The sequence below is a fragment of the Corynebacterium humireducens NBRC 106098 = DSM 45392 genome (assembly GCF_000819445.1).
Taxonomy (GTDB): Bacteria; Actinomycetota; Actinomycetes; order Mycobacteriales; family Mycobacteriaceae; genus Corynebacterium; species Corynebacterium humireducens.
In genome coordinates this window covers 121,728-146,582 of sequence record NZ_CP005286.1, presented here as the reverse complement: position 1 = coordinate 146,582, position 24,855 = coordinate 121,728, and the positions used below count along the sequence as shown (strand labels likewise).

The window sequence follows — 24,855 nt, the reverse complement described above, 5'->3', positions numbered from 1 at the left end:
CACATCTGTGTCTGTTACTGCCGTGTCTCACCGAGGGTCACCTCCTGCCACTCCAGTGGCACCGGGGTGGCTGAAGAACGTCGCGATCATCTCGGGCCTGCTCGGCTTCGTGCTGTTCCTGCTGACGCCATTCCTCCCGGTCAACCAGACCCAGTCCTCGCTCTCGTGGCCCCAGGGTGACAGCCTGACCTCGGTCAACGCCCCCCTGGTGTCCTTCGCACCGGAGCAGATAGACATCCGTCTGCCCGTCGACGAGGCCCTCGGCGGCCTCCGTGACGGGCAGACGCTGCTGTTGTCGACACTGCCCGCCGACTCCACCGACGCCACCTCCCGCGGCATGTTCATCCGCTCATGGGAGGGCGGGCTCGACGTGGTGGTCCGCAACCAGGTGCCCTTCGAGCTGACCTCCGAGGAGGTCGCGGCGCTTCCCGACGACGCCGTGCTCACCATCTCCTCCACCGAGGAGGAGACGAGCGTCACCATCCCCGGCACGAAACACCGCGGGATCATCGAGGAGGAGGACGTCCGCCCGCAGGTCACCGGCATCTACACGGAGATCGACGGGGACGCGGCCACGCTTGTCGACGCCGGCCTCACCGCCGACGTCGAGATCAACTCCCGCTTCACCTCCTCCCCCTCCGCGCTGAAGTACGTGTCCATGTTCGGCGGGCTCCTCGCCCTGCTGGTCTCCCTGTGGGCGCTGCACCGGATGGACAGCCTCGACGGCCGTTCCGCCCGCCGCTTCCTCCCCGCCGGCTGGTGGCGTCCCCGCCCCCTCGACGGCATCGTCGGCGCGGTCCTCACGTACTGGCACATCTTCGGCGCCAACACCTCGGACGACGGCTTCATCCTCACGATGGCGCGGGTGTCCGGCAACGCCGGGTACATGGCGAACTACTACCGCTGGTTCGGCGTCCCGGAGTCGCCCTTCGGCTCCCCGTTCTACGACATGCTCGCCCTGTTCAGCCAGGTCTCCACGGCCTCGGTGTGGATGCGCGTCCCCGCGCTGCTCTCGGGCCTGATCATCTGGTTCGTCCTCTCGCGGGAGATCCTGCCGCGTCTCGGCGCGCGTATCGACGGCCGCCGCGTCGCCCACTGGACCGCCGCCATGATGTTCCTGGCCTTCTGGCTGCCGTACAACAACGGCACCCGCCCGGAGCCGATCATCGCGATGGTCGCCCTGCTCACCTGGGCCTCCTTCGAGCGCTCCATCGCCACCTCCCGCCTGCTGCCCGCCGCGGTCGGCGTCATCCTCGCGACCATCGCCCTCGGCGCCGGCCCGACCGGCCTCATGGCCGTGGCCGCTCTCCTGGCGTCCCTGTCCAGCTTCATCCGCATCATCTACCGCCGCCTGCCCCTGCTGGGGGCGGGGGGTGCGACGGGACGGGCGTCGAGAAGCAGCATCGCGACGGCACTCGCCGCGATGCTCGCCCCCTTCCTGGCCTCCGGAACCGCCATCCTCCTCGCCGTGTTCGGCGACCAGACGCTGGCGTCCGTGCTCGAGTCGATCCGCGTGCGCTCCGCGAAGGGTCCCGCGCTCCACTGGTACGAGGAGTGGGTGCGCTACCAGACGCTCATGGAGCAGACCGTCGACGGTTCCTTCACCCGCCGTTTCGCGGTGCTGATGATGTTCCTGGCGCTGGCGATCGTCATCGCGGCGATCCTGCGCAACGGCCGGGTGCCGGGCGCCGCGAAGGACCCCTCGCTGCGTCTGGTGCTCATCATCTTCGGCACCATGTTCTTCATGATGTTCACGCCGACGAAGTGGACCCACCACTTCGGCGTGTACGCCGGCATCGCCGGAGCCCTCGCGGCCCTGGCGGCGGTGGCGCTCAGTGCCCTGGCGGTACGGTCGCCCCGCGCCCGGACGCTCATGATCGGCGCGGTGCTGTTCATCCTCGCCATCTCCCTGGCCGGCATCAACGGCTGGTGGTACGTCTCGAGCTTCGGCATCCCGTGGTTCGACAAGACGATCCAGTACCGGGCCGTCGAGGCCTCCACGATCATGCTCTTCATCGCCCTGGCAGTCCTGGTCGTCGGCGTGCTGCAGTCCTTCCTCGGCAGCATCCGCACCGCCCGGGCCGAGACCCACGGCACCGTCGACGAACTCGCCGCCACCGAGGCCGCCGCGGCCCGCAAGCGCAGCCACTGGGCGGGCGTCGCGGCCGCCCCCATCGCCGTGGCCTGCGCGCTCATCACGCTCTTCTCCATGGCGTCGTTCGCCAAGGGCTTCGTCTCCCAGACCCCGGCCTACTCCATCGGACTGGGCAACCTCCGCTCCCTGACGGGCGACACCTGCAGCCTCGCCAACGACGCCCTCGTGGAGACGAACTCCAACGACTCCTTCCTCACCCCCGTCGGCGGCGTGGAACTCGGTGAGTCCCTCGAGTCCGAGGACAACCGCGGCTTCGAGGCCAACAACGTCCCGCCGACAATCAACCAGGACGCCGTCGACACCTCCTCCGTCGGCGCCATCGCCGACAGCGACAACTCCGGCGGCTCCGACGAGGCCACGGGCCAGGAGACCGGCAACACCGGCGGCACCCGCGCCGACGTCGGCGTCAACGGCTCGCGCGCCCGCCTGCCCTTCGACCTCGACTACACCCGCGTGCCCGTCGTCGGTTCCTGGACCGACGGGCAGCAGTTCCCCGCCAGCATCACCACCTCCTGGTACGAACTGCCCGAGCACACCGACGAGGCCCCGCTCATCGTCGTCTCCGCCGCCGGCCGCATCGAGCACCACGACATCAACGGCGTGCTCCACGAGGGCCAGGAACTGCTCCTCGAGTACGGCACCCGCGGCGCCGACGGCCGCGTCACCGACGTCGACGAGATCGAGCTCCTCGACATCGGCCCGCAGCCCTCGTGGCGCAACCTGCGCCTGCCGATCAACGCGCTGCCGGAGGAGGCGAACGTCATCCGCATCGTCGCCACCGACCTGAGCCTCGACCCGGAACAGTGGCTGGCCTTCACCCCGCCGCGCGTGCCCACCCTCGACTCGCTCAACAACGTCATCGGCTCCGAGAAGCCCGGCCTGCTCGACTGGTCCGTCGCCCTGCAGTTCCCCTGCCAGCGCACCTTCGACCACTACGCGGGCGTCGCCGAGATCCCCGAGTACCGCATCTCCCCGGACCACCCGGGCAAGACGACCCTCACCCCGTTCCAGGACTACGACGGCGGCGGCGTCATGGGCACCGCCGAGGCGGTCAACTCCTCCTACGAGCTGCCCAGCTACACCGCCCGCGACTGGCACCGCGACTGGGGCTCCATCGAGATCTACCGTCTGCGCACCAACTCCGTCGGCGAGGCCCCGGTCGAGGCGGAGATCGACCATGAGGTCATCCAGCGTTCCGGCTGGTGGAAGCCCTCGGAGATGAACATCACGACCGGCAGCTAGGACCGGCCGCCGGCAGGTCCGGGTCCGGACCGGGCTCCCCCGGTCCGGACTATCCTGGGGCCATGAGCCCGGGTTGGAGCTTCCAGGAGGCGATGGAGGTGACCGGCAAGGTCGTCGACGTCGCCGGCGTCGGTGCGATCGTCACCGGCATCGCCCTGGCCACCGTCCTCGCCGGCGCGGCGCTGCTGCGCAACCGGCGGCACGGCGGCGGCGAGGACGTCTACCACCAGTACCGGCAGCGCCTGGGACGCTCGATCCTCCTCGGGCTGGAACTGCTCGTCGCCGCCGACATCATCCGCACAGTGGCGGTCACCCCGACGTTCCGTTCGGTGGGTGTGCTCGGCCTCATCGTGGTGATCCGGACCTTCCTCAGCTTCTCCCTGGAGCTGGAGATCACGGGTCGGTGGCCGTGGCAGAAGGGGCGGGCTGCTCAGGGGCGGGCAGTGCCGGCGGAGTCGTCGACGGGGCCGACCGGGCCGCAGGGAGGGTCTCCAGGGCCCGCAGGCCCTCCAACGACGTCACCGGTCCCGGGGTGAAGGCGTAGGACACGTCCTCCCGGGCCGCCCGGTGCGCCCGGAGCCACACCCAGATGAACAGCGGGTACATCACGAGCGCCACCACCAGGTAGCTGATGATCTGTGCCCGCTCGGTGGGCCACAGCAGGTTCCACGCGAAGTGGAGGGCGAAGGCCACGAACAGCCAGCCGCCCGCCTGCCGGATGCGCCAGGCCCGCGACTTCCCGGCGGTGAACACCGCCAGGCCCAGTCCCCAGCCCGCCAGGGCGGAGAAGATGATGTGCAGGCCGGGGCCGGCGATGACGCGCAGCCCCCACATGCTGAGGGTGCCGTCCAGGTCATTGTTGGGGTCGAGCATGGCGCCGAAGCCGCCGTACATGTCGTTCTCCGTCACCTCGAAGCCGAGGCCGATGAGCGCGCCGGTGACGAATCCGTGCCACGGCCGGTTGAGCGCCCGGAACGTGAACAGCAGGACGCCCACGCCGAGCAGCTTGGCGATCTCCTCAGGGTAGGCGCCGCCGAAGGACGCGGAGACCATGACCAGACTGAGCCGCTCCATGAGCGTGAGAATGGGCATGCCGCCGAGCATGACCAGCGTGAAGCTGACGCCACCTCCCCACAGGAGGGAGGCGAGCACCCACTTCCGCCCGGCGCCGGAGGCCTCCGGCCACATGGGGGAACGGCTGAGCAGCCACACGACGAGCAGGACGTAGACCACGCCGAACACGATGCCCAGCACGGCACCGACCGGGGAGAAGAAGAGGTTCATGCCGATGAAGAAGTAGAGGAACACCGGCGTCCCCAGGACCGTCAGCAGGATCAGGGTGATGCGGAACAGCCGGCTCATTCCGCCATCACCTGGGTCAGCTCGATGGGGAGGCGGAGACCACCGTCGCGGTCCCCGGAGGTCGACGCGATGGCCTCCTGCGCGCCCGCGGACAGGGCGTTGCCGGTGAACTCCCGCCAGATGGTGTCCGACAGCGGCGCAAGGTGCTCGCCGGGTCCGGAGAGCAGCGCGACCATCGTCAGGCCCCTGTTCTCGCCGGTGCCCTCGAGGGAGATCCCGACGGCGCGGTTGGTCTGGTCGATGATGATACGGGCGTCGCCCTCGCGGAGCATCTCCGCGTCCTCGGAGACGGGGCCGAAGACCAGCGCCCGCATCATGCGGCGGAGGGTGCGGTCCGGGTCGGTGCCGCCCTCGGTGATGAGGGTCTGCATGAGCACCGGGCCGCAGGTCCAGCCCTTGACCAGGACGTCCGTGGAGGGGCGGCACTCCATCTCGAGGGGGATCGTCCAGTCGTACTGGGACAGGCCGAGCTCCACCCTCTCAGACACGTCACGGGTGGGGACCACCAGCAGGAGCGCCGCCGGGAGGAGGAGGATGACGGCGGTCACCCCGAACATGGTCGACCACCACGTCCGGTCCGTCGTCGGCTGAAGGCGATACTGTCTCATGAGACCCAAGACTAATGCGCCGCCGCTCACCTAGAGTTGTGGGCATGAACGACCTCTACGCCTACGTCAACGGCCCCTGGCTCGCCGCCCATGTGATTCCGGAGGACCGCGGAGTCGACGGCACCTTCCACAAGCTGCGCGACGACGCCGAAGCCGACGTCCGCGACATCATCGAGACCGACACCGGCCGCGCCGGCACCCTGTTCCGTTCCTTCATGGACGTCGAGGGGGTCAATGCCGCGGGCATGGCGCCCCTCGACGCCGACCTCGACCTCCTCAGCGCCCCCGACGCCGCCGCCTTCGCGGTCCGTCTGGGTGAGCTGGAGCGTCTCGGTGTCGCTGCGCCTCTCACCTTCTGGGTGGAGAAGGACTCCGACTCCGAGGACGCCGTCGCCTACCTCATCCAGTCCGGTCTCGGTCTGCCCGACGAGGCGTACTACCGCGAGCCGCAGCACGCCACCGTCGTCGCCGCTTATCGACGCCACGTGGTCGACATGCTGGGCTTCCTCGACCCGGTCCGTCTGTTCGGCCTGTCCCCGGAGGTCGCCACCGAGCGCATCGTCGCGCTGGAGACGGAGATCGCCGCCGGCCACTGGGACGTCGTGTCCACGCGGGACGCGGTGAAGACCTACAACCCGGTGTCCTTCGACTCCCTGCCGGGTGTCATCCGGGGTCTGCTCGTCGGCACCGGCCTGCCGGAGCAGCGTCTCGTGTCGATGATGCCCTCCTACGTCGAGCACCTGGCCTCCCTGCTCACCGACGACCGTCTCGCCGACTGGCAGCTGTGGGCGACGTGGCACATCCTGCGTTCCCGTGCGGGTGTTCTCCCGGAGGAGGTCGGGGAGAAGAACTTCGAGTTCTACGGCACCCTGCTCTCCGGGGCGACGCAGCAGCGTGACCGCTGGAAGCGGGGCGTCAGCCTGGTGGAGTCCCTCGTGGGGCAGGAGGTGGGGCGGATCTTCGTCGAGAAGCACTTCCCCGCGTCCTCCAAGGACGAGATGCTCGAGCTCGTCGGGTACCTCGTGGAGGCGTACCGCGAGCGCATCACGGACCTGCCGTGGATGACCGCCGAGACGCGGGGCCGGGCGCTGGAGAAGCTCGACCAGTTCAAGGCGAAGATCGGCTACCCGGACGTGTGGCGCTCCTACGAGGGCCTGGACTTCTCCGCGGAGGGCGCGGACCTGCTCGACAACGTGCGGGCGGCGTCGGCGTTCCTGCAGGACTACGAGCTCAACAAGATCGGTAAGCCGGCGGACCGCGACGAGTGGTTCTCCACCCCGCAGACCGTCAACGCGTTCTACAACCCGGTGGTCAACGACATCACCTTCCCCGCCGCCATCCTGCGCCCGCCGTTCTACTCCCCCGACATGGACGCCGCCGAGAACTTCGGCGCGATCGGCGCCGTCATCGGCCACGAGATCGGCCACGGCTTCGACGACCAGGGTTCCCAGTACGACGGCCACGGCAACCTGCAGTCCTGGTGGACCGACGAGGACCGCGCGGCGTTCACCGAGCTCACCGACAAGCTGGTCGGCCAGTTCACCGGCCTGATCCCGTCGGTGCTGCGGCAGGCGGGCATCGAGTCCGAGGGCGTCAACGGCGAGTTCACCCTCGGCGAGAACATCGGCGACCTGGGTGGTCTGGGCATCGCGGTCGTCGCGTACCGCCGCTACCTGGCGGACCGGGACCTGACGTTCGAGACCTCCCCGGTCCTGCCCTTCGAGGTCGAGAACGCCTCCCCGGAGCTGGCCGGACGTGAGTTCAACGGCCTGCAGCGGCTGTTCCTGTCCTGGGCCCGCGTGTGGCGCACCGCCATCCGCCCGGAGATGGCGCAGCAGTACCTGGCCATCGACCCCCACTCCCCCGCCGAGTTCCGCTGCAACGTCATCGCCGCGAACATCGCGGAGTTCTACGAGGCCTTCCCCGAGGTCACCGAGGAATCCGGCATGTGGATCCGTCCTGACGAGCGCGTGACCATCTGGTAGACGCAACTGTGGCCCGCCACCCTGAGGAGGGACGGGCCACAGTCAGGTCGGGGGGACTAATCGCGGATGCTCAGCTCCGCGCACACGCGCTGCTTCTCCGGCATGGAGGGCAGCCACCCGACCAGGTGCAGGCGGGCGGTGTCCGCGTCGACGCCGGCGCGGTTGAGGCGGCGCAGCAGATGCGGGATCAGCAGCTGGAAGTTGCGGGTCTGGCCGTCGAACTTCGCGTGGCCGACGGCACGCTGGCGGGTGACCTCGGTGAGCTTGAGGTTGGTGATCTCGACCTTCTCCTGCTTGCCGGAGCCGCGGATGTCCAGGGCGGCGGGCACACCGTCGGAACGGGTGGCGCCGTCGTCGCCCTCGAGGATGGTGCGGATCAGCTGGGTGACGGCCACCGGGTCACCGAGGGCGTTGGACACCCAGCGGCGACCGAGCACGCTGTGGTCCATCTCGGTGAGGGTGTGCGCCGGGTCCAGCTCGGCGGAACGGTAGGTGAGGGGCAGCTGCACTCCGCGGCCGTCCAGATCGGAGCCGATGAGCACCTCGATGCCGACCTCCCCTTCCGGATCGACCAGGCGGTAGCTGCCCAGCAGGGTGACGATGCCGGCGTAACGGGCGGCGAGATCATCCTTGTCGGGGTCCAGAACTGCATCGTAGATGAGGACTTCACCGCTCATGATCTGTGTGCTCCTTGGATTCGTATGCGTTTGTCAGGGTGATTCCGGGTTCTTGCCCCCAGCGTAGTCCGATATAACCCCCCACGTATGGGCTCTGACGCAACTAGGCTGTCCGTCATGAGCGATGAGAAGACAGCTGAGCAGTTGCAGGAAGAGAAGCACCGCGCCGAGTTCCGGGTCGGCGGCGTCGAGCGGGAGATGCCCGCGGAGGAACAGCTCGAGCAGCTGTACTCCTACATCGACGCCCACTACGACCTCCCCGACTTCACGCCCCCGTGGAGGGGCGGCAGCGGTGACCCTGATCCGGCGGACAACTACATCGCCCGCCTGCCGGACCGCATCACGCACGCGGCGATGCTCATGCTCGGTTCCGGGCTCGACCACTCCATGCCGGGCGTCGTCTGGGCGGAGGGCATCGAGGTGTCCGAGGTCCCGGAGGTCGGCGGCCGCCTCTTCACGCCCTCCGAGCCGACGGGCGCGTGGGCGATCTCCTTCCACTCCGGCGGCTGGTGGCGCGGCTCCGGCAACGCCCTGGAGATCGCGTGGCGCCCGGAGGTCGCGGCCGCGGCGCAGCGCTCCGGCACGGTCATCCTCGACCTGGACTACCCGCTCGCCCCGCAGAGCACGCTCGCGGACATGAATGACACGGTGCGGAAGGCGGTAGGCATCGCGAAGCACCACAACGCCACGTCGATCACGGGCTGGGGCTACTCCTCGGGTGCGGCGTTGGCCGCGCTCAACGCCTCGCTTTTCGACGCCCTCGTGCTCACCTTCCCAGACCTCGACTCCGTCGCCGGCCTGCCGGAGGACATCCGCGGTGCGGCGGTCGTGCCGGAGCCGGCCGCCTGGCCGCCGAGCCTGGTGCAGATCGCCCTGCAGGACGAGATCGCGGGGCGTCCGGGGACCGGGGACCATGAGGTGAGGGAGTACGTCTCCCGGCACCGGGTGTCCACCCCGGAGGTGGCGCGTCAGAGGATCGCCGACGTGGCGGAGTTCCTGCGCGCTCAGTCCGCCAGGTAGCGTTTCCGCAGGTCGCGGCCGCGTTCCTCGAGGCGTTCCTGCATCGCCTCGGTGCGTTCGACCTGGCGGGTGGAGCGCGGCGGGAGGTGGATCTCCCGCTCCGCCTTCCGCCCCTCCTTGAGCTGGCGGGCGCGTTCCACTTCGACGTCGACCTTCATGCCGAGCACCAGCATCATGTTGAAACCCCAGAGGACGAACATGAAGGCCAGGATCGTGCCGATCGCCCCGTAGGAGCTCAGCGAGGAGAAGTAGGACAGGTACAACCAGAAGCCCCCGCTGACCAGGGCCAGGCCGAGCAGCGCCACGAACGCGCCGACGCTGAGCCACCGGAAGCGGGCCTGCCGGACGTTGGGTGTGAAGTAGTACAGCACCGCGATGAGCACGGTGGCCAGGGCGAGGATCACCGGCCACTTCACCCAGCGCCACACCGGCAGGAACGCCCCCAGCAGGAAGTCCAGGGTGCCGCCCAGGCCCAGCGGCTCTGCGATGAGGCCGAGGGTGGCGTTGACGACGGTCTCGTTGAGCATCACCGACACGAGGATGCCCACCATGCCGACCAGCAGCGCGAACGTCAGCAGGAACATGGTCGCCCACAACCGCGGGATGGAACGACCCTCCGGTTGCCCGTACACGGTGTTCGCCGTCCGGGAGAACGCCCGCACGTACGCCGACGCCGACCACAGGGCGACCGCCACACCGACGATGACGCCGACGACGCCGCCCCGCTGCGAGCCGATGACCATCTCCAGCACGCCACGCACCGACTCCTGGTACTCCCCCGGCACGTACCCGGCGATGAAGTCCGCGATGAGCGACTCCACCAGCTCCGCGTTGTTGGCCAGCACGAGCGTGGCCAGCGAGTAGATCGCCAGGATCGTCGGGGCGAAGGACATCACGGTGAAGAAGGTGAGCTTGGCCGCCAGGTCGGGGCCCCCGCCCAGCCAGAACTCGTGGGCGACGCGGCCGGTGACGTAGCGCCAGCCGTGGCTGCTCAGGCGTGGGCGACGTGCGGAGGCGGTACTCATGTCAGAAGGTGGTGGCGTCGATGACGAAGCGGTAGCGGACGTCGGAGTTGATCGTTCGGTCGTAGGCCTCGTTGAGGGCGGCGGCGTCGATGAGCTCGATCTCGGCGGTGACGCCGTGGGCGGCGCAGAAGTCGAGCATCTCCTGCGTCTCCCGGATCCCGCCGACCAGGGAACCGCTCACCGAGCGGCGTCTCTGCGTCAGCGAACGCACCGGGACCTCCAGCGCGCCGGGCGGGAGGCCGAGCTGGACGAGGGCGCCGTCGAGACGCAGCAGCTGGAGGAGGGCGTCGGTGTGGAGGTCGACGGAGACGGTGTTGAGGAGGAGGTCGAAGTGGTTGTGCAGGTCCTCCGGCAGGCCGTCGGCGGTGGAGACGTGCCGGGTGGCGCCGAATCGCAGGGCGTCCTCCCGTTTGGCGTCCGAGTGGGAGAGGACGGTGACCTCGGCGCCCATCGCGGCGGCGATCCGCACGCCGACGTGCCCGAGCCCGCCGAGGCCGATGACGCCCACGCGCCTGCCCGGGCCCGCGCCCCAGTGCCGCAGCGGCGCGTAGGTGGTGATGCCGGCGCACAGCAGCGGGGCGGCCGCCGCCGGGTCCAGCCCCTCCGGGATGCGGACCACGAAGTCCTCCCGCACGACGATGAGCTGCGAGTACCCGCCCTGGGTGACGCTCGCGTCACGACGCTCGACGCCCCCGTACGTCAGCGTCGCCCCCTCCTCGCAGTAGGAGATCTCGCCCAGCGAGCAGGGGTGGCAGCTGCCGCACGAGTCGACGTAGCAGCCGACGCCGACGCGGTCGCCCGGGCGGTGGGTGGTGACGTCGGCGCCGACATCCTCCACGATCCCGACGATCTCGTGCCCGGGGACCAGCGGGTAGGCCCGCTCCCCCCAGTCACCGCGCGCGGTGTGGATGTCCGAGTGGCAGATGCCGACGAACTCGATGCGGATGGACACGTCGTCCTCCCGCAGGTCGCGGCGCGTGATGGTCACCGGCTCCAGCGGCTCAGCGAACCCCGGGACACCCCAGGCACGAACAGTCCTCATGACTCCCGAGGGTAGTCGGACCAGCGCACGGCCCGCCCGTTGTGCGGGATGCCCTCGGCGTCCCAGTGCGGGACGGAGGCGGCGGGGTCGTGCGAGGAGCCGTCGGCACGCACGACGCGCCACCAGGCGGTGAGGTGCCCGACCTCGGCGAGCACCCGGCCCACCTGCCGCGGGCCGGCGCCGACGCGCGCGCCGATCTCCCCGTAGGTGCTCACCTCCCCCGGAGCGAGCGTGTCGACGGCCGCGAGCACCCTCTCCTGCAGATCGGAGAGCCCGCTAGAACTCAACGTCCTGCAGCGGATCCGACTCGCGGATGTCCTCCTCGACGTACGCCTCCACCTCGGCGAGGGTGACGGTCGCGCCGGTCGGGTCCGCGATGATGCACATGCGGCCGAACTCGGAGTCCCAGGGCTCGCGGATGATCTCGCCGCCGAGCTCGGGGACGCGGGTGACGGCGTCGTCGAGGTCGACGATGCCCAGGTAGGACTGCCAGAAGCTGGGGACCTGCGGCGGGAACTGGCCCTCGGCCTTCCAGATGCCGGCGAAGGGCGCGCCCTCCGCCACGGCGGTGGTGTAGGTGAAGTCCTCGCCCGTCGCCTGGGCCACGAGCTCCCAGTCGAGCAGGCCGTGGTAGAAGTCCACGGCGTCCTCGAAGCCGGCGGTGGCGGTGAGCTCGTGCCACACCGGGGTGCCGGGCTCGCCGGCGGCGATGAAGTAGTCCTCGCCGGCGGGCTCGATGAGGCCGAACAGGGCGCCGGCGGCGTCGATGAGCAGGGTCATACGGCCGATGCCGACCTCCGTCGGGGCCGCGAGCACCCGTCCGCCGAGGCGCTCGATCTGCTTGACCTGCGCGTCGATGTCGTCGGCGAGGAAGTAGGTGATCCAGGTGTCCGGGAAAGCGCCCCCCTCCTCCGGCTGCGGGATGAAGCCGGCGACCGGCAGGCCCTGCACACGGGCGATGCGGTAGTCGGAGTCGTCGCGGCTGTCGATCTCCCAGTCGAGCAGCTGCGCGTAGAAGTGCGTGGACTTCCGCACGTCCGAGGTCGTCAGGTCAATCCAGTACGGCATACCGCCGGTGGCCTCGAAAGCAGGCATCTAGAGGTTTCTCCACTTCTCCGGGTCGAAATCATCATTGGCGGTGGCCTCGTCGAAGTAGTCGTCCTCGTCCGGGTCCGCCGCGGTCACGCGCGCGCAGGTGCCGGCGAGGCACACGACGTCGCCGTGGCGGAGGGTCTTGCCGCGGCGGGTGTCCACCTCGCCGTTGACCGTGACCTCGCCGTTGGCGATGACGTCCTTGGCCTCACCGCCGGTGGCCACCAGGCTGGCGAGCTTGATGAACTGGCCGAGCTTGATCGTCTCGTCGCGGATCGCGACATCATGGGCGTGCATGGTGCCTGAGTCTAGCCCTCGAGCGGGGCGATGAGGACGGCGGTCCCGCTGGCGGACACCATCATCATGTTGTTGCCGCTGCCCAGCGTCTCGTAGTCGATGTCCACCCCGACCACCGCGTGCGCCCCGAGCTGCTGCGCGCGCTCGACCATCTCGGCCAGGGCGCTCTCCCGGGCCTGGTGGGCCTCCTGCTCGTAGGAGCCGGAACGGCCGCCGACGATGTTGCGGATCCCCGCCGTGAAGTCCTTGACGAAGTTGATGCCGACGATGGTCTCCCCCGCCACCACCCGTAGGTAGTCGGTGATGCGGTAGCCGTCGATGCCTGGGGTCGTGGTGACGATCATGCACCCGATAGTAGAGCGGAAGCGGCGTCGATGAGCATCCACGCCGCCAGCCCCATGAAGACGACACCGGTGACGGCGTCGATGATCCGGGCGTTGCGTACCAGCTTCTCCGAGATGGTGTCCACCGCGATGGCGAGGACGGTGAACCACGCGATGCCCGTCGACAGCAGCACCACCAGGATGATCGCGTGCCACTCCCACCCCATCCCCGGCGTGATGAACTGCGCGAACACCGCGCCGAAGAAGAGCAGCGCCTTCGGGTTGGACAGGTTCGTGGCCGTGCCCGTCAGCCAGGCGCGCAGCGCGGAGATCTCCCCGCTGAGCTCCTCCTGCTCCGCCGCCTGCTCCCGCTGCGGGGACAGCCCGGCGCGCAGCGCCCCGAAGCCCATCCACATCAGGTAGGAACCACCGATGAGCTGGAGGAACGTCAGCACGCCCGGATGGGTGTTCACCAGGGCCGACAAACCCAGCAGCGAGCCCGTGATCCAGATCGCGGCGCCCGTGTTGATGCCCAGGCCGCCGAAGATGCCCGCCTTCCGCGAGTGCACGCCCAGGCGGATGACCTGGGCGATGTCCGGCCCCGGCGACACGTTCGCCGTGAGCCAGACGACCAGCAGGGAGAGGAAGGAGGAGACAGTCACCCCTGAATATTAGCCCCGTGCCCTCGGGGGACTCAGACGTGATCCCTCGTCATCATGTTGAGGGTGTCGATGTTGATGTGCTTCGGCAGCGACGCCACCCAGCGGATCGCCTCGGCCACGTCCTCCGGGGAGAGGTTGAGCTTGTCGGCGTAGACGGCCCCGGCCTTCTCCTCGTCGCCCTTGAAGCGCACGACCGAGAACTCCGTCTCCGTCCGGCCCGGGTCGATCTGGGTGATGCGGATGGGGTTGTCCACCTCCTCCATGCGGAAGGCCCTGGTCAGGGCGCGCAGACCGAACTTCGCGGCGTTGTAGCCCGCGCCCCCGGGATACGGGGTGAAGCTGGCCATCGAACCGATGTTGATGATGAGCCCCTCCGCGGCGTCCACCAGCGGCAGCAGGGCCTTGGTCACCCGCACGACGCCGAGGACGTTGACGTCGTACATGGTCTGCCAGTCCTCGAAGTTGGCGTTGCGGACGGTGTCGAGCCCGTGCGCGCCGCCGGCGTTGTTTACCAGGACGTCCACGCGGCCGAACTCCTGCAGCCGGGCGGCGAAGGCGGCGACGGACTCCTCGTCGGTGACGTCGAGCTGGATGGCGGTGCCCCCGATCCGCTCGGCGACCTCCGCGATCCGCTCCGCCCGGCGGGCGGCCACGACGACGTGGTAGCCCTCCCCGGCGAGGGCGACGGCGGCGGCGGCACCGATTCCGGAGGAACCGCCCGTGACAACGGCAATCTTCTTCTCGGTCATGACGGTCAGTGTAGGCCCGGGCGGGCGCGGTGGTGGGGCGTCGACACGCGTGTGCGCCTCAGGCGTCGACCTGCCGGAGAGTGATGTTGAGCCTGCCCTCCCGCAGTCCGCACCCGGACGGGGCCGTCGCCGGACGCACCGCCGGCACCCCGTGGTACGCCCGGCGCGCCTCTCCGCCGAAGACCAGGAGGTCGCCGGACATGAGGGTGACGTCGTTCCAGGGGCGGGTGCGGGACTCGGTATGGCCGATGCGGAACAGGGCCTCGTCACCGATCGACAACGACACGACCGGCGCCCCGGAGACCTCGTTGGCGTCGACGTGCAGGCCCATGGTCGCGTCGGGGCGGTAGTAGTTGACCAGGACCGCCTCGGGGCGGAAACCCCCGTCGGCCCAGGGGGCGAGCTCCCCCGCCACCTCCGCGGCGGCCTGCAGCGCACGGTGCGCCAGGTCCGTCCACTCCGGAGGGACCGGGGCGGCGTCGACGCCACCGACCGAGGTGACGTAGCGGTACGGGTTGGCCGCCCAGAAGCGCCCCAGGGACAACGTGTACACGCTCATCCGCCCTGCTCCGACCACCGGCCGGGCCATGGCCACGGGCGTGCCGGCCACCGAGCGGGCGATGTCCCGGGCCTGCGCGACGAGGGCCGCCTGCTCCTGCAGGGTGAGGAAGCCGGGCACGTGCGCCACGCCGGCGCGGAGGCGGGTGGCGGGCCGGTGGAAGGGGGCGTCGAAAAGCATGGGCACAATGGGAACCATGCTATTTGACCTGGAACGCATTGGGGAGGGCCTGCCCGTCGCCGGCACGATCGGGCGGCTGCCGGAGCTTCTGGAGCGGACGCTGGTGGTGCAAGCGCCGCCCGGCACGGGCAAGACCACCCTCGTGCCCCCGGCGCTGGCCAACCACACCGGCGGAAAGGTGCTGGTCACGGCCCCGCGGAGGGTGGCGGTGCGGGCGGCCGCGCGCAGGCTGGCCCACCTCGACGGCTCCCGTATCGGCGAGCGCGTGGGGTTCACGGTGCGTGGTGAGCACCACCCGGGCAGCCACGTGGAGTTCATGACGCCGGGCGTGCTGCTGCGTCGCCTCATGTCCGAGCCGGAGCTCGCGGGGGTGGCGGCGGTGGCGGTCGATGAGGTGCACGAGCGGCAGCTGGACACCGACCTGGTGCTGGGCATGCTGCTGGAGCTCACCGAGCTGCGCGATGACCTCAGCGTGGTGGCGATGTCCGCGACCCTGGACGTGGACAGGTTCGCCACCCTCATGGACGCCCCCGTCCTGGACACCCCGGCCGTCACGCACCCGCTGACCGTCGAGTACGCGCCGCATCCGGGGCGCGCGGGCAACACCCACGAGTTCCTCGACCACCTGGCCGACCTGGCGCAGGGTCACGACGACGCCGTGCTGGTCTTCGTCCCGGGCGTGCGCGAGGTCGAGTACGTGTGCTCGCGGATCCCCGGCGCCGTCCCGCTGCACGGCTCCCTGGACGCCCGTGAGCAGGACGCGGCGCTCGGTGGCGGGGCGCGGGTGATCGTCGCGACGTCGATCGCCGAGTCCTCGCTCACCGTGCCCGGCGTGCGCGTCGTGGTGGACTCCGGCCTCTCGCGCGTGCCACGCCGCGACGCCACCCGCGACATGACCGGCCTGATCACCGTCTCTGCGGCGCAGTCCACCGTGGACCAGCGTGCCGGCCGCGCCGGGCGTGAGGGCCCGGGACGGGTGCTGCGCGCCTACTCGCAGGCCGACTACCAGCAGTTTCGCCCGCACATCACCCCGGAGATCGCCACCAGCGACCTCACGCAGGCGGCGCTGACGATGGCGGTGTGGGGCACGCCCCGCGGCACCGGCCTCCCGCTTCCCGACGCCCCACCCTCCCCCGCCCTCGACTCCGCCGAGACGGTGCTGCGCGGCATCGGGGCGGTGACGGCCACGGGCGAGGCGACGGACCTGGGCCGGCAGCTGGCCGCTCTGCCGGTGGACCCGCGGCTGGGGCGCGCCCTGGTGGAGTGCGGACCAGCCGCCGCCCGGACCGTGGCGGTGCTGGCCGATTCACCCCGCGGTGACGTCGCCCGGGCACCGGCCCCGGCGCGGGAGGTGCGCCGCCTGGAGCGGCTGGTGCGCGGCGGCACCGGGGAGTCCGACCCGGGCGTGATCACGGCGCTGGCGTTCCCGGGGCGCGTGGCCCGGCGCGTCGGCGAGGAGTACCTGCTGGTCAGCGGCACCCGGGCCGTCCTGCCCGGCGACCTGGGACTCACCGGCGCCGAGTGGCTGGCCGTCGCCGAGGTAACCCGCAGCGGCGGCACCTCCCGCGAGGGCCGGGCCGGGGCGACCATCCGCGCGGCCGCCCGCCTGACGGAGGAGCAGGCACGGGAGGTCGTCGGGGTGACCTCCCAGGTGGTGGCCACCGTCGAGGGCGGCCGCGTACGGGGCCGGCAGGTGCGCAGCCTCGGCGCCATCGAGCTGAGCTCCACCCCCGTGCAGGTGCCGCCGGAGGAGGCCGCCGCGGCGCTGGCCGCCACCGTGGCCCGGGAGGGACCGGACATGTTCCACTTCTCCGCCGCCGCCCAGGGACTCCGTGACAGGCTCGCCTACCTGCACCAGCAGCTCGGGGAACCGTGGCCCGACGTCGATGCCGCCGACCCGGAGACCTGGCTCGGGCCGGAACTGGCGGAGGTGGCGCGGGGGGCGTCGATAAGCAGGGTGGACATGTACCCCGCACTGCAGCGCCTCCTGCCGTGGCCGGAGGCCACGCGCCTGGAGGAGCTGGCGCCGGAGCGTCTCCTGGTGCCCAGCGGAAGCCGGCACCGCGTGGACTACGCGACGGGCCGCCCCGTGGTGAGCGTCAAACTGCAGGAGTGCTTCGGCCTGGACGCCTCCCCGGAACTGGCGGGGAAGCCGGTGCTCTTCCACCTGCTCTCCCCCGCCGGGCGGCCGCTCGCCGTCACCGACGACCTGGCCAGCTTCTGGTCCGGGCCCTACGCGCAGGTCCGCGCCGAGATGCGCGGCCGCTACCCGAAGCACCCCTGGCCCGAGGACCCGTGGACCGCCCCGGCGACAGCCCGGACGAAGAAGCGGATGTAGCGTCAGGCGCTACGCCTGCGGGCGGTGAGGACTCCCACGACGAGGATGAGAACGCCGAGCACGGTGAGCTCACCGACTCCGCTGCCACCGGTCTTGGGCAGCGTGCCGATCCGGACGTCAGCGACCTGGACCACCACCACGTCAGGGTCGTCGGATTCCCGTACCGACGCCCCGATGACGTCGACACTGTTGAGGATCTCCAGCACGTTCCCCTCCGCGGTGCTCCGGACCATGACCTTCACCGGAGTGGGCAGCAGCTGGTAGTCCTGCGGGGACTTCGTCTCGATGAGGAAGTACGGCACACCGGCCTCCAGTTCCCCGGTGTGGTAGCCGGCGACGTCAGTCTCGAGTGCGGCCACGAACTGGCCCGGGCTGCCGTCCTCGGCCACCTCGTGCACCGCGAAGGCAGCGCCGGACAACGGGATGGTCAGGTCATCTGCGCCGACCTTCTCCAGCCTCAGCATTACCTTCCCGGGCGGCGGCACCGGCGCGCAGTCGTCGTCGGTGGCCGTCACCGCCCCGGAGGTCAGCTCCACGGAGTTGAAGAGTCCCCGGCCCTCCCCGTCCGCGGAGCACTGCCAGCTGTTCTGGTCTGACGAGGCACGCGGGCCGGTGAAACGGACCGTCACCGTGTAGGTGTGGGTCTCGCCGGGGCCGATCTCCACCGGTTCCCCGCCGTTGAGCACGCTCGTCACATCATAGGGGCCACCGCCCGGGAAGAGCCCGGTCTTCGCCAAAGTGTCTCCGCTCGCGATGTAGGCGTGGTCGATGGTGACGGTGTCCGAGAACGCCGGGGTGTCGACCAGTTCGTAGGTGCGTGTGATGCCCTTCTCCGGGTTGGTCACGGTCACGGTGTAGGTGACGGAGCGGGTGGCCTCCTCACCGTGGTGCACGTCGACCTCGGCGACGTCCTTGGACACCTCAATGCCCGGCTGCTCAGGGTCGATGCAGGCGTAGTTGTTGCGCTCCCCTTCCGGGTCGTCCTCCCCTTCGAGGGAGACCCCGTTGAACAGACCGCGCGGGTTCTGCGCGTTCTCCGGGTTCGCCGACTCACAGCGCTCGAGGAGGCCGTCGACGACGTTCTTCTGGGCCTCTGCGGTGGCCCGGCCCTGGACCTCCACCGTGATCGTCTTCACTTCGCCGGCGCTGAAGGGGTTGAGGGCGTCAGCGGGAATGCGGAAGAAGTTCCCGTCGCGTTCCACGTCGCTGATGGGCTGTCCCTGGTGGATGAAGGTCACCTCCTCGACGGTGAATCCCTCCGGGTAGACGACGGTGTCCACGACCGGGAACTTCAGTTCGGATGCCCTGCCGATGGAGTTGATCACGGTGATGTCATAGGTCGCGGTGAAGGTACCGTCAAAGGCGATCGTCGCCTTCGGCTCGTCGCCGTGCAGGGCCTTCGCCACGGCGAATCCCCCCTGCACGTTCTGCACGACACAGTGGAGGTCGCGGCCGGTGGCGGCCACGACGCGGAAACCCTCAGTTCCTTAGCACGGGTGCACACGTGGTCGGCATCCATGCCCGGGGCGTTGCCGGCACTATGACAGGTGCCTCCGCGGACCCAGTCTTGTAGAGGTTCAGAACTGCAGGCAGGCTCACCACCTCTAGAAATGGGCGTAAGCGATGCTGATGGTCACGACTGCCCCCACCAGGTAGTTCAGCCACAGGAACACCCGCCAAGCACGGTTGACGTCCTCGCAGGTGGCCTCGGTGATGTTCCAGAAGCGCAGGGTGTTGGCCACATATCCCAGGCCGACGACGCCCACGATCCACGCCGGGGAGGGCATGGCGAACATGAGCAGCGCGGCGACAAGATAGGCGCCGGCCGCGAGACGGGTGACGGTGCGGGCCCCCAGTGCCGTGGCGATCGAGCTCAGGCCACCCTCGCGGTCCGCGGTGACATCCTGGACCGCGCCCAGGGCGTGGCTGGCCATGCCCCAGAGGAAGAAGGCGCCGGCCGCGAGCCAGAAGTAACCCGGGGTCTCCCCCGCCTGGATGGTCGCGCCGACGATTGCGGGGGTGACAAAGTGCGCCGAGGAGGTGACGGAGTCGAGGACGGGGCGCTCCTTGAAGCGCATGGGCGGGGCGGAGTAGGCGACCACCGCCACCATCGCGACGGTCAGCCAGATCGCGGACTGCCAGGTGCCGACGGCGTACATGGCCACGAGGAACGGCACGGTGGTGAGCACGGAGGCCCACAGGAGGGGCTTGTGCATGGTCTTCGGCAGGACCGCGCCCTCGACACCGCCCTTGCGGGGGTTGCGGATGTCCGACTCGTAGTCGAAGACGTCGTTGATGCCGTACATGGCGATGTTGTACGGGATGAGGAAGAAGATCACGCCGACCCAGAACAGCCAGTCCAGTCCCCCGCCGGCCAGCAGGTAGGCCAGGCCGAAGGGGAAGGCGGTGTTGACCCAGCTGATCGGCCGGGAGGCGGCGAGGATGCCGCGGACCATAATCATCGTCTCACCCCTCGACCGCGCCACACCGCGGGAATGATCAGGGCCGCGACCAGCGGGTAGAAGAGGTCCTCGACGGGGACCAGTCCGAGGTCGAGCCCGAGGCGCTGGTCCTCGCCGTAGCCGACGAGACCGGCCCAGATCATGACGTTGTCGAAGATGACGGTGAGCACGAGCAGGATCACCGCGACGATCGCGGTGACGGCGAGCTGGCGCGGCACCGCATGGCGGTGCCGGAACGCCAGGACGGCGGCGAAGATCAGGAACGGGAGGCTGATGAGGGCGTAGGTCATGGGCGCACCGTGCTGGAGGAGGGGGCGTCGATAAGCATCATGCGCGCCGCCGAGGTGAGGTTGAGGGTGAGGTAGGTGAGGAAGAAAAGGAAGATCGGCTCCTCCAGGGGCATCTCGGGGGCTAGTTCGACGCCGACCATGTAGTCGGTGTCGCCGCGGTAGAAGGAGCCGGTGATGATGCCGAGGGCGTCCCAGGCGAGGAAGAGGGCGACCATGCACACGCTGATGAGGGCGGCGCGGCGGGCGTCGTGGAAGAAGGTCAGCCGCCAGCGCCAGTCGCACAGCACCATGCAGCCGATGGTGACCAGCAGGATGGTCAGGTACGCGAAGCTCATGCGCCCACCTCCGGCAGGGCGCCCGGGGAGGTGTCACCGCGCAGGCGTTTGATGACGTTCTCCGCGGAGATCAGGCACATGGGCACTCCGACGCCGGGGACGGTGGTGGCTCCTGCGTAGTAGAGGTTGTCCACCTTCCCCGAAACGTTCTTCCCGCGGAGGAAGGCGGACTGCCGGAGGGTGTGGGCGGGGCCAATGGAGCCGCCGCGCCAGGCGTGGTAGCGCTCGGCGAAGTCGGCCGGGCCGACGGTGTGGCGCGCGACGATGCGTTCGCGCAGGTCCGGGACGTCGGCCCAGGCGGTGATCTGGTCGATGGCGGCGTCGGCGATGGCCTCGACGGTGGCCGAACCCTCCTCGCGGAACAGGGAACCGTGGCCGAGAGACTCGGTCGCCGGGACGGGAACGAGGACGAAGAGGTTCTCGTGCTCCGGCGGGGCGACACCGTCCTCGGTGGCCGACGGCATGGAGACGTAGATGGAGCGGGAGGCGCCGAGCGGGCGCTCTTCGTGCGGGCCGTCGAAGACGGCGGCGAAGTCGGTGGACCAGTCCTGGCTGAACAGCAGGTTGTGGTGGGCCAACTGCGGGAGCCTTCCCCTGACTCCGAGCATGACCAGGACGGTGCCGATGCCGGGGTCGCGGCCAGCGAAGTACTTCTCGGGGTAGGTCCGCATGCTGGCGGGCAGCAGGCGGTTCTCGGTGTGGTGGAGGTCCGCGCCGGAGACGACGATGTCGGCCGGGATGTCTTCGACCTGACCGTCCGGGGTGCGCACGCGGACACCGGTGGCCCGGCCCCCGGCGGTGGTGATGGCGGTGACCTCGGTGTTCAGTCGGAACTCCACCCCCTGTTCGAGGGCCAGGCGGTGGAAGGCCCGGACGACGGAGGTGAAGCCGCCGACCGGGTACTTCACGCCCTGGACCAGGTCGGTGTGGCTCATGAGGTGGTAGAGCGCGGGGGTGGATTCCGGGCGGGAGGAGAGGAAGACGGCCGGGTAGGTGAGGATCTGGCGCAGGCGGGTGTCGCGGAAGCGGCTGTTGACGAAGTCTTCCAGCGACCCTGTCAGTAGGCCGGCCAGGCGGCGGGCGCGGGTGCGTACGTCGCGGTGGACCAGGGGCCTGAGATCCGAGAAGGTGGTGTAGAGGAAGCGGTCGAGGGCGATGTCGTAGGCGTCGGCGGCGCTGTCGAGGTAGTCCTCGAGTGCCCGGCCGGCGCCCGGTTCGATCGACTCGAAGAAGGCGACGGCCTCCACCCTGCCGCTGGGGACGTCGACGGGCTCATGCTGTTCGGGGAAGACCCGGTAGGCCGGGGTGAGGTCGACGAGGTCGAGCTGTTCCGCAGCGGAGGTGCCCAGCAGGCGGAAGAAGTGGTCGAAGGCCTCGGGCATGAGGTACCACGAGGGGCCGGTGTCCCAGCGGAAGCCGGGGGCATCCTCGACGGTGAGATCACCGGCGCGGCCACCGACGGTGTCGATGCGTTCGACGACCGTCACCCGGTACCCCTCCCTCGCCAGCAGCGCGGAGGTGGCCAGGCCGGCGACGCCGGCGCCGATGACGACGGCTTTCCGGGGAGTGTCCTGGGGGTCGGAGGTGCGGCTCATGCGGATCCAGCTTTCGTGGGCGAGGTCTTGCGCGGGGCGGTGGCCACGGCGCGGGCGAGGATGGCGGCCTTGGTGCGCCGTGGGACACTGACCCGCCGGGTACTCAGCTCGGCGGCCGGCGTGGCCTCCAGGCGATCGGTGAGGTCGGCGAACAGGTAGGAGGCGGCGAGGACGCCGGCCCGGGCGGACAGGGGCAGGGCGCCGATGACAGAGTCAGCGTCGGCGAGGTCGACGCGAATGTCGGCGATAAGGCGGGCCTTCTTCTCCTCCGAAAGGGCGGCCGGTGACACGCCGGGGAAGTAGCTGCGGCCAAGGACATCGGCGTCTTCGGCCAGGTCACGGAGGAAGTTGATCTTCTGGAATGCCGCGCCCAGTGACCGGGCACCGCCGTCCAGCCGGGCTCGTTCGGTCTCGGTGACCGGGTGGTCGACGAGGAAGGCCGACAGGCACATCAGGCCGATGACCTCGGCCGAGCCGTAGACGTAGGTGTTGAAGGAACCTGGGTCGTGGGTGGCCTGGTCAAGATCGCGGCGCATGGAGGTGAAAAATGCCCGGACATGGTCGGGGTCGAAGCCGCAGCGTCGGGCCGATGTGGCGTAGGCGTGAAGGACGGGATCGACGTGGAAGCGGACCTCAGGGGCGGCGAGGACGGCGGCCTCGTAGGCGTCGAGAAGCTCCCCGCACTCGTCCGGGCTCAGGCCGGCGGCCTCGGCGGTGCCGTCGACGATCTCGTCGGCGATGCGCACCATGGCGTAGAGATTGCGGATGTCGGTGCGCACCCGCGAGGCGAGCAACCTCGTGGCCAGTGTGAAGCTGGTGGAGTACGAGGTGATGACCTTGTTGGTGGCGGTCACTGACATGTCGTCGAAGCGGCGGAGGTATCCGTTCGGATCGGGGCTCTCAGGCATAGGTGCGCAGCATCCCCTCGATTGTGGAGGTGACCGTCAGCAGGTCGTCGCGGATGCCGGGTTCCAGGAGTGCTTTGTCGATGAGCTCGCGCGCCACCTCGAGGTGAGCCTGCCCCTCGTTCACCACGTCGGCAGTGATCTCAGCGAGTCGCATGGGGTCTTCCTCGGCCCCGTTGTCCATACGCATGGTCATCAGGGTGGCCCGACCGTGGAGGACGTCTCCTCCAGCGAGCTTGCCGGTGTCGGCTGACTGCCCGACAGTGCCGGCTATGTCGTCGGCGGCCTGATACGCCCGGCCGAGCTCCCGGCCGATGGGACCCATGGGGGCTGGGTCACGACCGGCCGCCAAGGCTCCGAGTTTGAGTGGGGCGCTGAAGCTGTAGTCGGAGGTCTTGAGGTGATTGCTCAGGCGGACAAGGTCGGGATCCGGCTGATCGGCGACAGAATGGGCGATGTCGAGGATCTCTCCGATGATGGTCTGTCCTGCCGCGGCGTTGAGGATCTTCATGGCCTGGCGCACCAGGGTGTCATCGACTGGGGAGTCGAGGAGAACGCCGATGGCGGTGTTGAGTCCCAGGTCACCGGTAGTAATGGCGATGGATGTCCCCAGGTGTTCATTGCCGAACTCGTCGCGGACGGCAGCGTGAACGGTGGGAGCGCCTCGGCGGGTGTCGTCTCGGTCGATGATGTCGTCGTGGATGAGAAAAGCTCCGTGCATCATGTCGACGCAGGCCCCGAACACAGTGGCCGCCTGAAGCTGGTCTCCCTGCACGTCGCCGGCGCTGATGTGAACGAGGCGTGCGCGCAGGTGTTTGCCGCCCAGGGAGAAGGTGGAAAGGCCCTGGTAGGCGTGTTCCAGGAGGTCAGAAGATGCGGGAGCGGCTCCGCGCAGGGAGGTCAGGTAGTCGTTGAGGACCGCGAGGCTGGCCGCGACCCTGGTAGCGATGCGGTCGCTCATGAAAGTGCCTTCTGAATTGAGGGGCCGAGCAGGCCCCGGGCTGCCAGACGTCTGTGCGGGGGATGTCGTCGCCAGGCGCGCAGGATGGTGTGTAATCCTCGCCGGAATCTCCGGAGGCCCTGGCCAGCGCCCTGGAGGGCTCGGGCATCCATATCGAGGGTGAGATCGGGCTGGAACCACACTGTCTCATCCGGCCCTACCTCGAAGGAGATCTGCATGTCCTCGTGTGAGTCGGTGTCGGCGGAGTCAACCCGGTCACGGACCTGCCTCCACCACGTCGCGCGCAGGGAGTAGTTCGTGCCGAACATCGGGTGATGTCCCAGGGCGGATCCGACACTGCGTCGGTAAGCCCCGAGGTAGAGCGCGCTCGCCACGTCTCCAACACGGCCAGTGATCTCGAAACGAGCCACACCGGTGACACCGACAACGCGACGTCCGGGCGAGCGATCTGCGGCCACCCAGGTGGCGTGCAGTCGGGATATGTAGTCGGTCGGGGCCACCACATCGGCGTCGGTACGGGCGAGGATATCGCCGGTAGCAGCATCTAAGCCTGCTCGAGTGGCCCAGGTGATGCCTTGACGTGTCTCGCTGATCACCCGCGCGCCTGCAGCGGCCGCGACCTCCGCAGTGTCGTCGGTGGAACCATTATCGACGACGATGACTTCATGCGGTGACACCGTCTGCCGTGCCAACGATTCCAGGCAGCGCCGGAGGAGTGATGCGTCGTTGTAGCAGGGAATGATGACGCTGATAGACGGCGTGGTGGTGTTACTGCCGTGGTGAAGGCGCGAATCGAGAGCCCGTCGGGGGCGTTCACCCGCAGGAAGATCTGAAGAGGATGGTCGACTAGGCAAGATGTTCACTCCTAACTGGGTAAATGGACGTGACGGATTGTAAATACATGCTGCCACAGTTACAGGTGACCCGGCTGGGAGCTGGACCGCAGTGGGCATGGCCTTCCCTGCAGGGCGACCATCCACACACGCATCGA

General features: G+C 69.5%; 24 protein-coding genes and 1 pseudogene. 5 read left to right on the top strand and 20 right to left on the bottom strand.

The annotated features are described in order from the left end of the window. The first annotated feature begins 7 nt into the window (after positions 1–7). Both B842_RS00685 and B842_RS13330 read left to right on the top strand, forming a co-directional pair. Complete coding sequence (locus B842_RS00685; protein WP_040084628.1) at positions 8–3,397, top strand: arabinosyltransferase domain-containing protein; 3,390 nt, start codon at positions 8–10, stop codon at positions 3,395–3,397. Between the two features lie 62 nt (positions 3,398–3,459). Further along, on the top strand, positions 3,460–3,933 hold the full coding sequence (locus B842_RS13330) for a DUF1622 domain-containing protein (RefSeq protein ID WP_174520271.1): 474 nt from the start codon (positions 3,460–3,462) through the stop codon (positions 3,931–3,933). Positions 3,934–4,042: 109 nt separating this feature from the next. Here the strand turns inward: B842_RS13330 and B842_RS13920 are convergent. Beyond that, a pseudogene (locus B842_RS13920) lies at positions 4,043–4,501 on the bottom strand (PrsW family intramembrane metalloprotease); the annotation flags it as partial. 254 nt (positions 4,502–4,755) lie between these two features. Then, on the bottom strand, positions 4,756–5,367 hold the full coding sequence (locus tag B842_RS00675) for an LPS-assembly lipoprotein LptE (protein ID WP_156119389.1): 612 nt from the start codon (positions 5,365–5,367) through the stop codon (positions 4,756–4,758). Between the two features lie 44 nt (positions 5,368–5,411). On the opposite strand from B842_RS00675, the gene B842_RS00670 reads away from it, so the two are divergent. Beyond that, on the top strand, positions 5,412–7,352 hold the full coding sequence (locus B842_RS00670; RefSeq protein ID WP_040084623.1) for a M13 family metallopeptidase: 1,941 nt from the start codon (positions 5,412–5,414) through the stop codon (positions 7,350–7,352). Positions 7,353–7,408: 56 nt separating this feature from the next. Here B842_RS00670 and B842_RS00665 read toward each other — a convergent pair whose 3' ends face one another. Next, positions 7,409–8,029, bottom strand: a complete 621-nt coding sequence (locus tag B842_RS00665; RefSeq protein WP_040084622.1) for a CG0192 family protein — start codon at positions 8,027–8,029, stop codon at positions 7,409–7,411. 117 nt (positions 8,030–8,146) lie between these two features. On the opposite strand from B842_RS00665, the gene B842_RS00660 reads away from it, so the two are divergent. Beyond that, on the top strand, positions 8,147–9,049 hold the full coding sequence (locus B842_RS00660) for an alpha/beta hydrolase fold domain-containing protein (protein WP_040084620.1): 903 nt from the start codon (positions 8,147–8,149) through the stop codon (positions 9,047–9,049). Here the strand turns inward: B842_RS00660 and B842_RS00655 are convergent. The 9 genes from B842_RS00655 to B842_RS00615 are packed head-to-tail and all read right to left on the bottom strand — an operon-like array spanning position 9,034 to position 14,978. Then, positions 9,034–10,074: a YihY/virulence factor BrkB family protein gene (locus B842_RS00655; RefSeq protein ID WP_052437643.1), complete on the bottom strand. Its 1,041-nt coding sequence runs from the start codon at positions 10,072–10,074 to the stop codon at positions 9,034–9,036. The two genes, B842_RS00660 and B842_RS00655, sit on opposite strands and share 16 nt — an antisense overlap. Position 10,075: 1 nt before the next feature. Further along, positions 10,076–11,116 carry an NAD(P)-dependent alcohol dehydrogenase gene (locus tag B842_RS00650; RefSeq protein WP_040084618.1) on the bottom strand — a complete coding sequence of 347 codons (1,041 nt, stop codon included), beginning with the start codon at positions 11,114–11,116 and terminating at the stop codon, positions 10,076–10,078. Then, positions 11,113–11,403 carry an MGMT family protein gene (locus tag B842_RS00645; RefSeq protein ID WP_040084617.1) on the bottom strand — a complete coding sequence of 97 codons (291 nt, stop codon included), beginning with the start codon at positions 11,401–11,403 and terminating at the stop codon, positions 11,113–11,115. The genes B842_RS00650 and B842_RS00645 overlap by 4 nt, the downstream gene beginning before the upstream one ends. Then, on the bottom strand, positions 11,393–12,211 hold the full coding sequence (locus tag B842_RS00640) for a VOC family protein (RefSeq protein ID WP_040084615.1): 819 nt from the start codon (positions 12,209–12,211) through the stop codon (positions 11,393–11,395). Before B842_RS00640 ends, B842_RS00645 begins: the two co-directional genes overlap by 11 nt. Continuing rightward, entirely contained in the window at positions 12,212–12,505 is a 294-nt protein-coding gene (locus B842_RS00635) for an RNA-binding S4 domain-containing protein (RefSeq protein ID WP_040084614.1), read from the bottom strand. A gap of 11 nt (positions 12,506–12,516) precedes the next feature. Further along, complete coding sequence (locus B842_RS00630; RefSeq protein WP_040084613.1) at positions 12,517–12,849, bottom strand: heavy metal-binding domain-containing protein; 333 nt, start codon at positions 12,847–12,849, stop codon at positions 12,517–12,519. After that, entirely contained in the window at positions 12,846–13,490 is a 645-nt protein-coding gene (locus B842_RS00625) for a LysE family translocator (RefSeq protein WP_040084612.1), read from the bottom strand. The genes B842_RS00630 and B842_RS00625 overlap by 4 nt, the downstream gene beginning before the upstream one ends. A gap of 32 nt (positions 13,491–13,522) precedes the next feature. Further along, the gene (locus B842_RS00620; RefSeq protein ID WP_040084611.1) at positions 13,523–14,239 is read right to left on the bottom strand and encodes an SDR family oxidoreductase; all 717 of its coding nucleotides are present in this window, start codon (positions 14,237–14,239) and stop codon (positions 13,523–13,525) included. A 58-nt stretch (positions 14,240–14,297) separates the two neighbouring features. Next, positions 14,298–14,978: an alpha-ketoglutarate-dependent dioxygenase AlkB family protein gene (locus B842_RS00615; protein ID WP_040084610.1), complete on the bottom strand. Its 681-nt coding sequence runs from the start codon at positions 14,976–14,978 to the stop codon at positions 14,298–14,300. A 16-nt stretch (positions 14,979–14,994) separates the two neighbouring features. On the opposite strand from B842_RS00615, the gene hrpB reads away from it, so the two are divergent. Further along, a complete protein-coding gene (gene hrpB / locus B842_RS00610) occupies positions 14,995–17,316 on the top strand; it encodes an ATP-dependent helicase HrpB (protein WP_040084609.1) in 2,322 nt (773 codons plus the stop codon). Positions 17,317–17,318: 2 nt separating this feature from the next. Here hrpB and B842_RS00605 read toward each other — a convergent pair whose 3' ends face one another. From B842_RS00605 to B842_RS00570, 8 genes are all read right to left on the bottom strand, one after another. Next, positions 17,319–18,782, bottom strand: coding sequence for a SpaA isopeptide-forming pilin-related protein (locus B842_RS00605; RefSeq protein ID WP_040084608.1), 1,464 nt, complete (start codon positions 18,780–18,782; stop codon positions 17,319–17,321). Between the two features lie 138 nt (positions 18,783–18,920). Further along, positions 18,921–19,778 (bottom strand): prenyltransferase, encoded by an 858-nt coding sequence (locus B842_RS00600; protein WP_040084607.1) that lies wholly within the window; start codon positions 19,776–19,778, stop codon positions 18,921–18,923. After that, positions 19,775–20,068, bottom strand: a complete 294-nt coding sequence (locus B842_RS00595; RefSeq protein ID WP_040084606.1) for a lycopene cyclase domain-containing protein — start codon at positions 20,066–20,068, stop codon at positions 19,775–19,777. Before B842_RS00595 ends, B842_RS00600 begins: the two co-directional genes overlap by 4 nt. Continuing rightward, positions 20,065–20,403: a lycopene cyclase domain-containing protein gene (locus B842_RS00590; RefSeq protein WP_040084605.1), complete on the bottom strand. Its 339-nt coding sequence runs from the start codon at positions 20,401–20,403 to the stop codon at positions 20,065–20,067. Before B842_RS00590 ends, B842_RS00595 begins: the two co-directional genes overlap by 4 nt. Then, positions 20,400–21,998, bottom strand: coding sequence for a phytoene desaturase (locus B842_RS00585; protein ID WP_040084604.1), 1,599 nt, complete (start codon positions 21,996–21,998; stop codon positions 20,400–20,402). Before B842_RS00585 ends, B842_RS00590 begins: the two co-directional genes overlap by 4 nt. Continuing rightward, positions 21,995–22,906, bottom strand: coding sequence for a phytoene/squalene synthase family protein (locus tag B842_RS00580; RefSeq protein ID WP_040084603.1), 912 nt, complete (start codon positions 22,904–22,906; stop codon positions 21,995–21,997). Before B842_RS00580 ends, B842_RS00585 begins: the two co-directional genes overlap by 4 nt. Next, positions 22,899–23,864 (bottom strand): polyprenyl synthetase family protein, encoded by a 966-nt coding sequence (locus tag B842_RS00575; protein WP_040084602.1) that lies wholly within the window; start codon positions 23,862–23,864, stop codon positions 22,899–22,901. The genes B842_RS00580 and B842_RS00575 overlap by 8 nt, the downstream gene beginning before the upstream one ends. Further along, a complete protein-coding gene (locus B842_RS00570; protein ID WP_281178832.1) occupies positions 23,861–24,727 on the bottom strand; it encodes a glycosyltransferase family A protein in 867 nt (288 codons plus the stop codon). The genes B842_RS00575 and B842_RS00570 overlap by 4 nt, the downstream gene beginning before the upstream one ends. Between the last annotated feature and the right edge of the window lie 128 nt (positions 24,728–24,855).

Coding starts and splice junctions, on each gene's coding strand:
- B842_RS13330 (WP_174520271.1), top strand. CDS start 3,460: ATGAGCCCGGGTTGGAGCTTCCAGGAGGCGATGGAGGTGACCGGCAAG.
- B842_RS00675 (WP_156119389.1), bottom strand. CDS start 5,367: ATGAGACAGTATCGCCTTCAGCCGACGACGGACCGGACGTGGTGGTCG.
- B842_RS00670 (WP_040084623.1), top strand. CDS start 5,412: ATGAACGACCTCTACGCCTACGTCAACGGCCCCTGGCTCGCCGCCCAT.
- B842_RS00665 (WP_040084622.1), bottom strand. CDS start 8,029: ATGAGCGGTGAAGTCCTCATCTACGATGCAGTTCTGGACCCCGACAAG.
- B842_RS00660 (WP_040084620.1), top strand. CDS start 8,147: ATGAGCGATGAGAAGACAGCTGAGCAGTTGCAGGAAGAGAAGCACCGC.
- B842_RS00655 (WP_052437643.1), bottom strand. CDS start 10,074: ATGAGTACCGCCTCCGCACGTCGCCCACGCCTGAGCAGCCACGGCTGG.
- B842_RS00650 (WP_040084618.1), bottom strand. CDS start 11,116: ATGAGGACTGTTCGTGCCTGGGGTGTCCCGGGGTTCGCTGAGCCGCTG.
- B842_RS00640 (WP_040084615.1), bottom strand. CDS start 12,211: ATGCCTGCTTTCGAGGCCACCGGCGGTATGCCGTACTGGATTGACCTG.
- B842_RS00635 (WP_040084614.1), bottom strand. CDS start 12,505: ATGCACGCCCATGATGTCGCGATCCGCGACGAGACGATCAAGCTCGGC.
- B842_RS00630 (WP_040084613.1), bottom strand. CDS start 12,849: ATGATCGTCACCACGACCCCAGGCATCGACGGCTACCGCATCACCGAC.
- B842_RS00620 (WP_040084611.1), bottom strand. CDS start 14,239: ATGACCGAGAAGAAGATTGCCGTTGTCACGGGCGGTTCCTCCGGAATC.
- B842_RS00615 (WP_040084610.1), bottom strand. CDS start 14,978: ATGCTTTTCGACGCCCCCTTCCACCGGCCCGCCACCCGCCTCCGCGCC.
- hrpB (WP_040084609.1), top strand. CDS start 14,995: ATGCTATTTGACCTGGAACGCATTGGGGAGGGCCTGCCCGTCGCCGGC.
- B842_RS00600 (WP_040084607.1), bottom strand. CDS start 19,778: ATGATTATGGTCCGCGGCATCCTCGCCGCCTCCCGGCCGATCAGCTGG.
- B842_RS00595 (WP_040084606.1), bottom strand. CDS start 20,068: ATGACCTACGCCCTCATCAGCCTCCCGTTCCTGATCTTCGCCGCCGTC.
- B842_RS00590 (WP_040084605.1), bottom strand. CDS start 20,403: ATGAGCTTCGCGTACCTGACCATCCTGCTGGTCACCATCGGCTGCATG.
- B842_RS00585 (WP_040084604.1), bottom strand. CDS start 21,998: ATGAGCCGCACCTCCGACCCCCAGGACACTCCCCGGAAAGCCGTCGTC.
- B842_RS00580 (WP_040084603.1), bottom strand. CDS start 22,906: ATGCCTGAGAGCCCCGATCCGAACGGATACCTCCGCCGCTTCGACGAC.
- B842_RS00575 (WP_040084602.1), bottom strand. CDS start 23,864: ATGAGCGACCGCATCGCTACCAGGGTCGCGGCCAGCCTCGCGGTCCTC.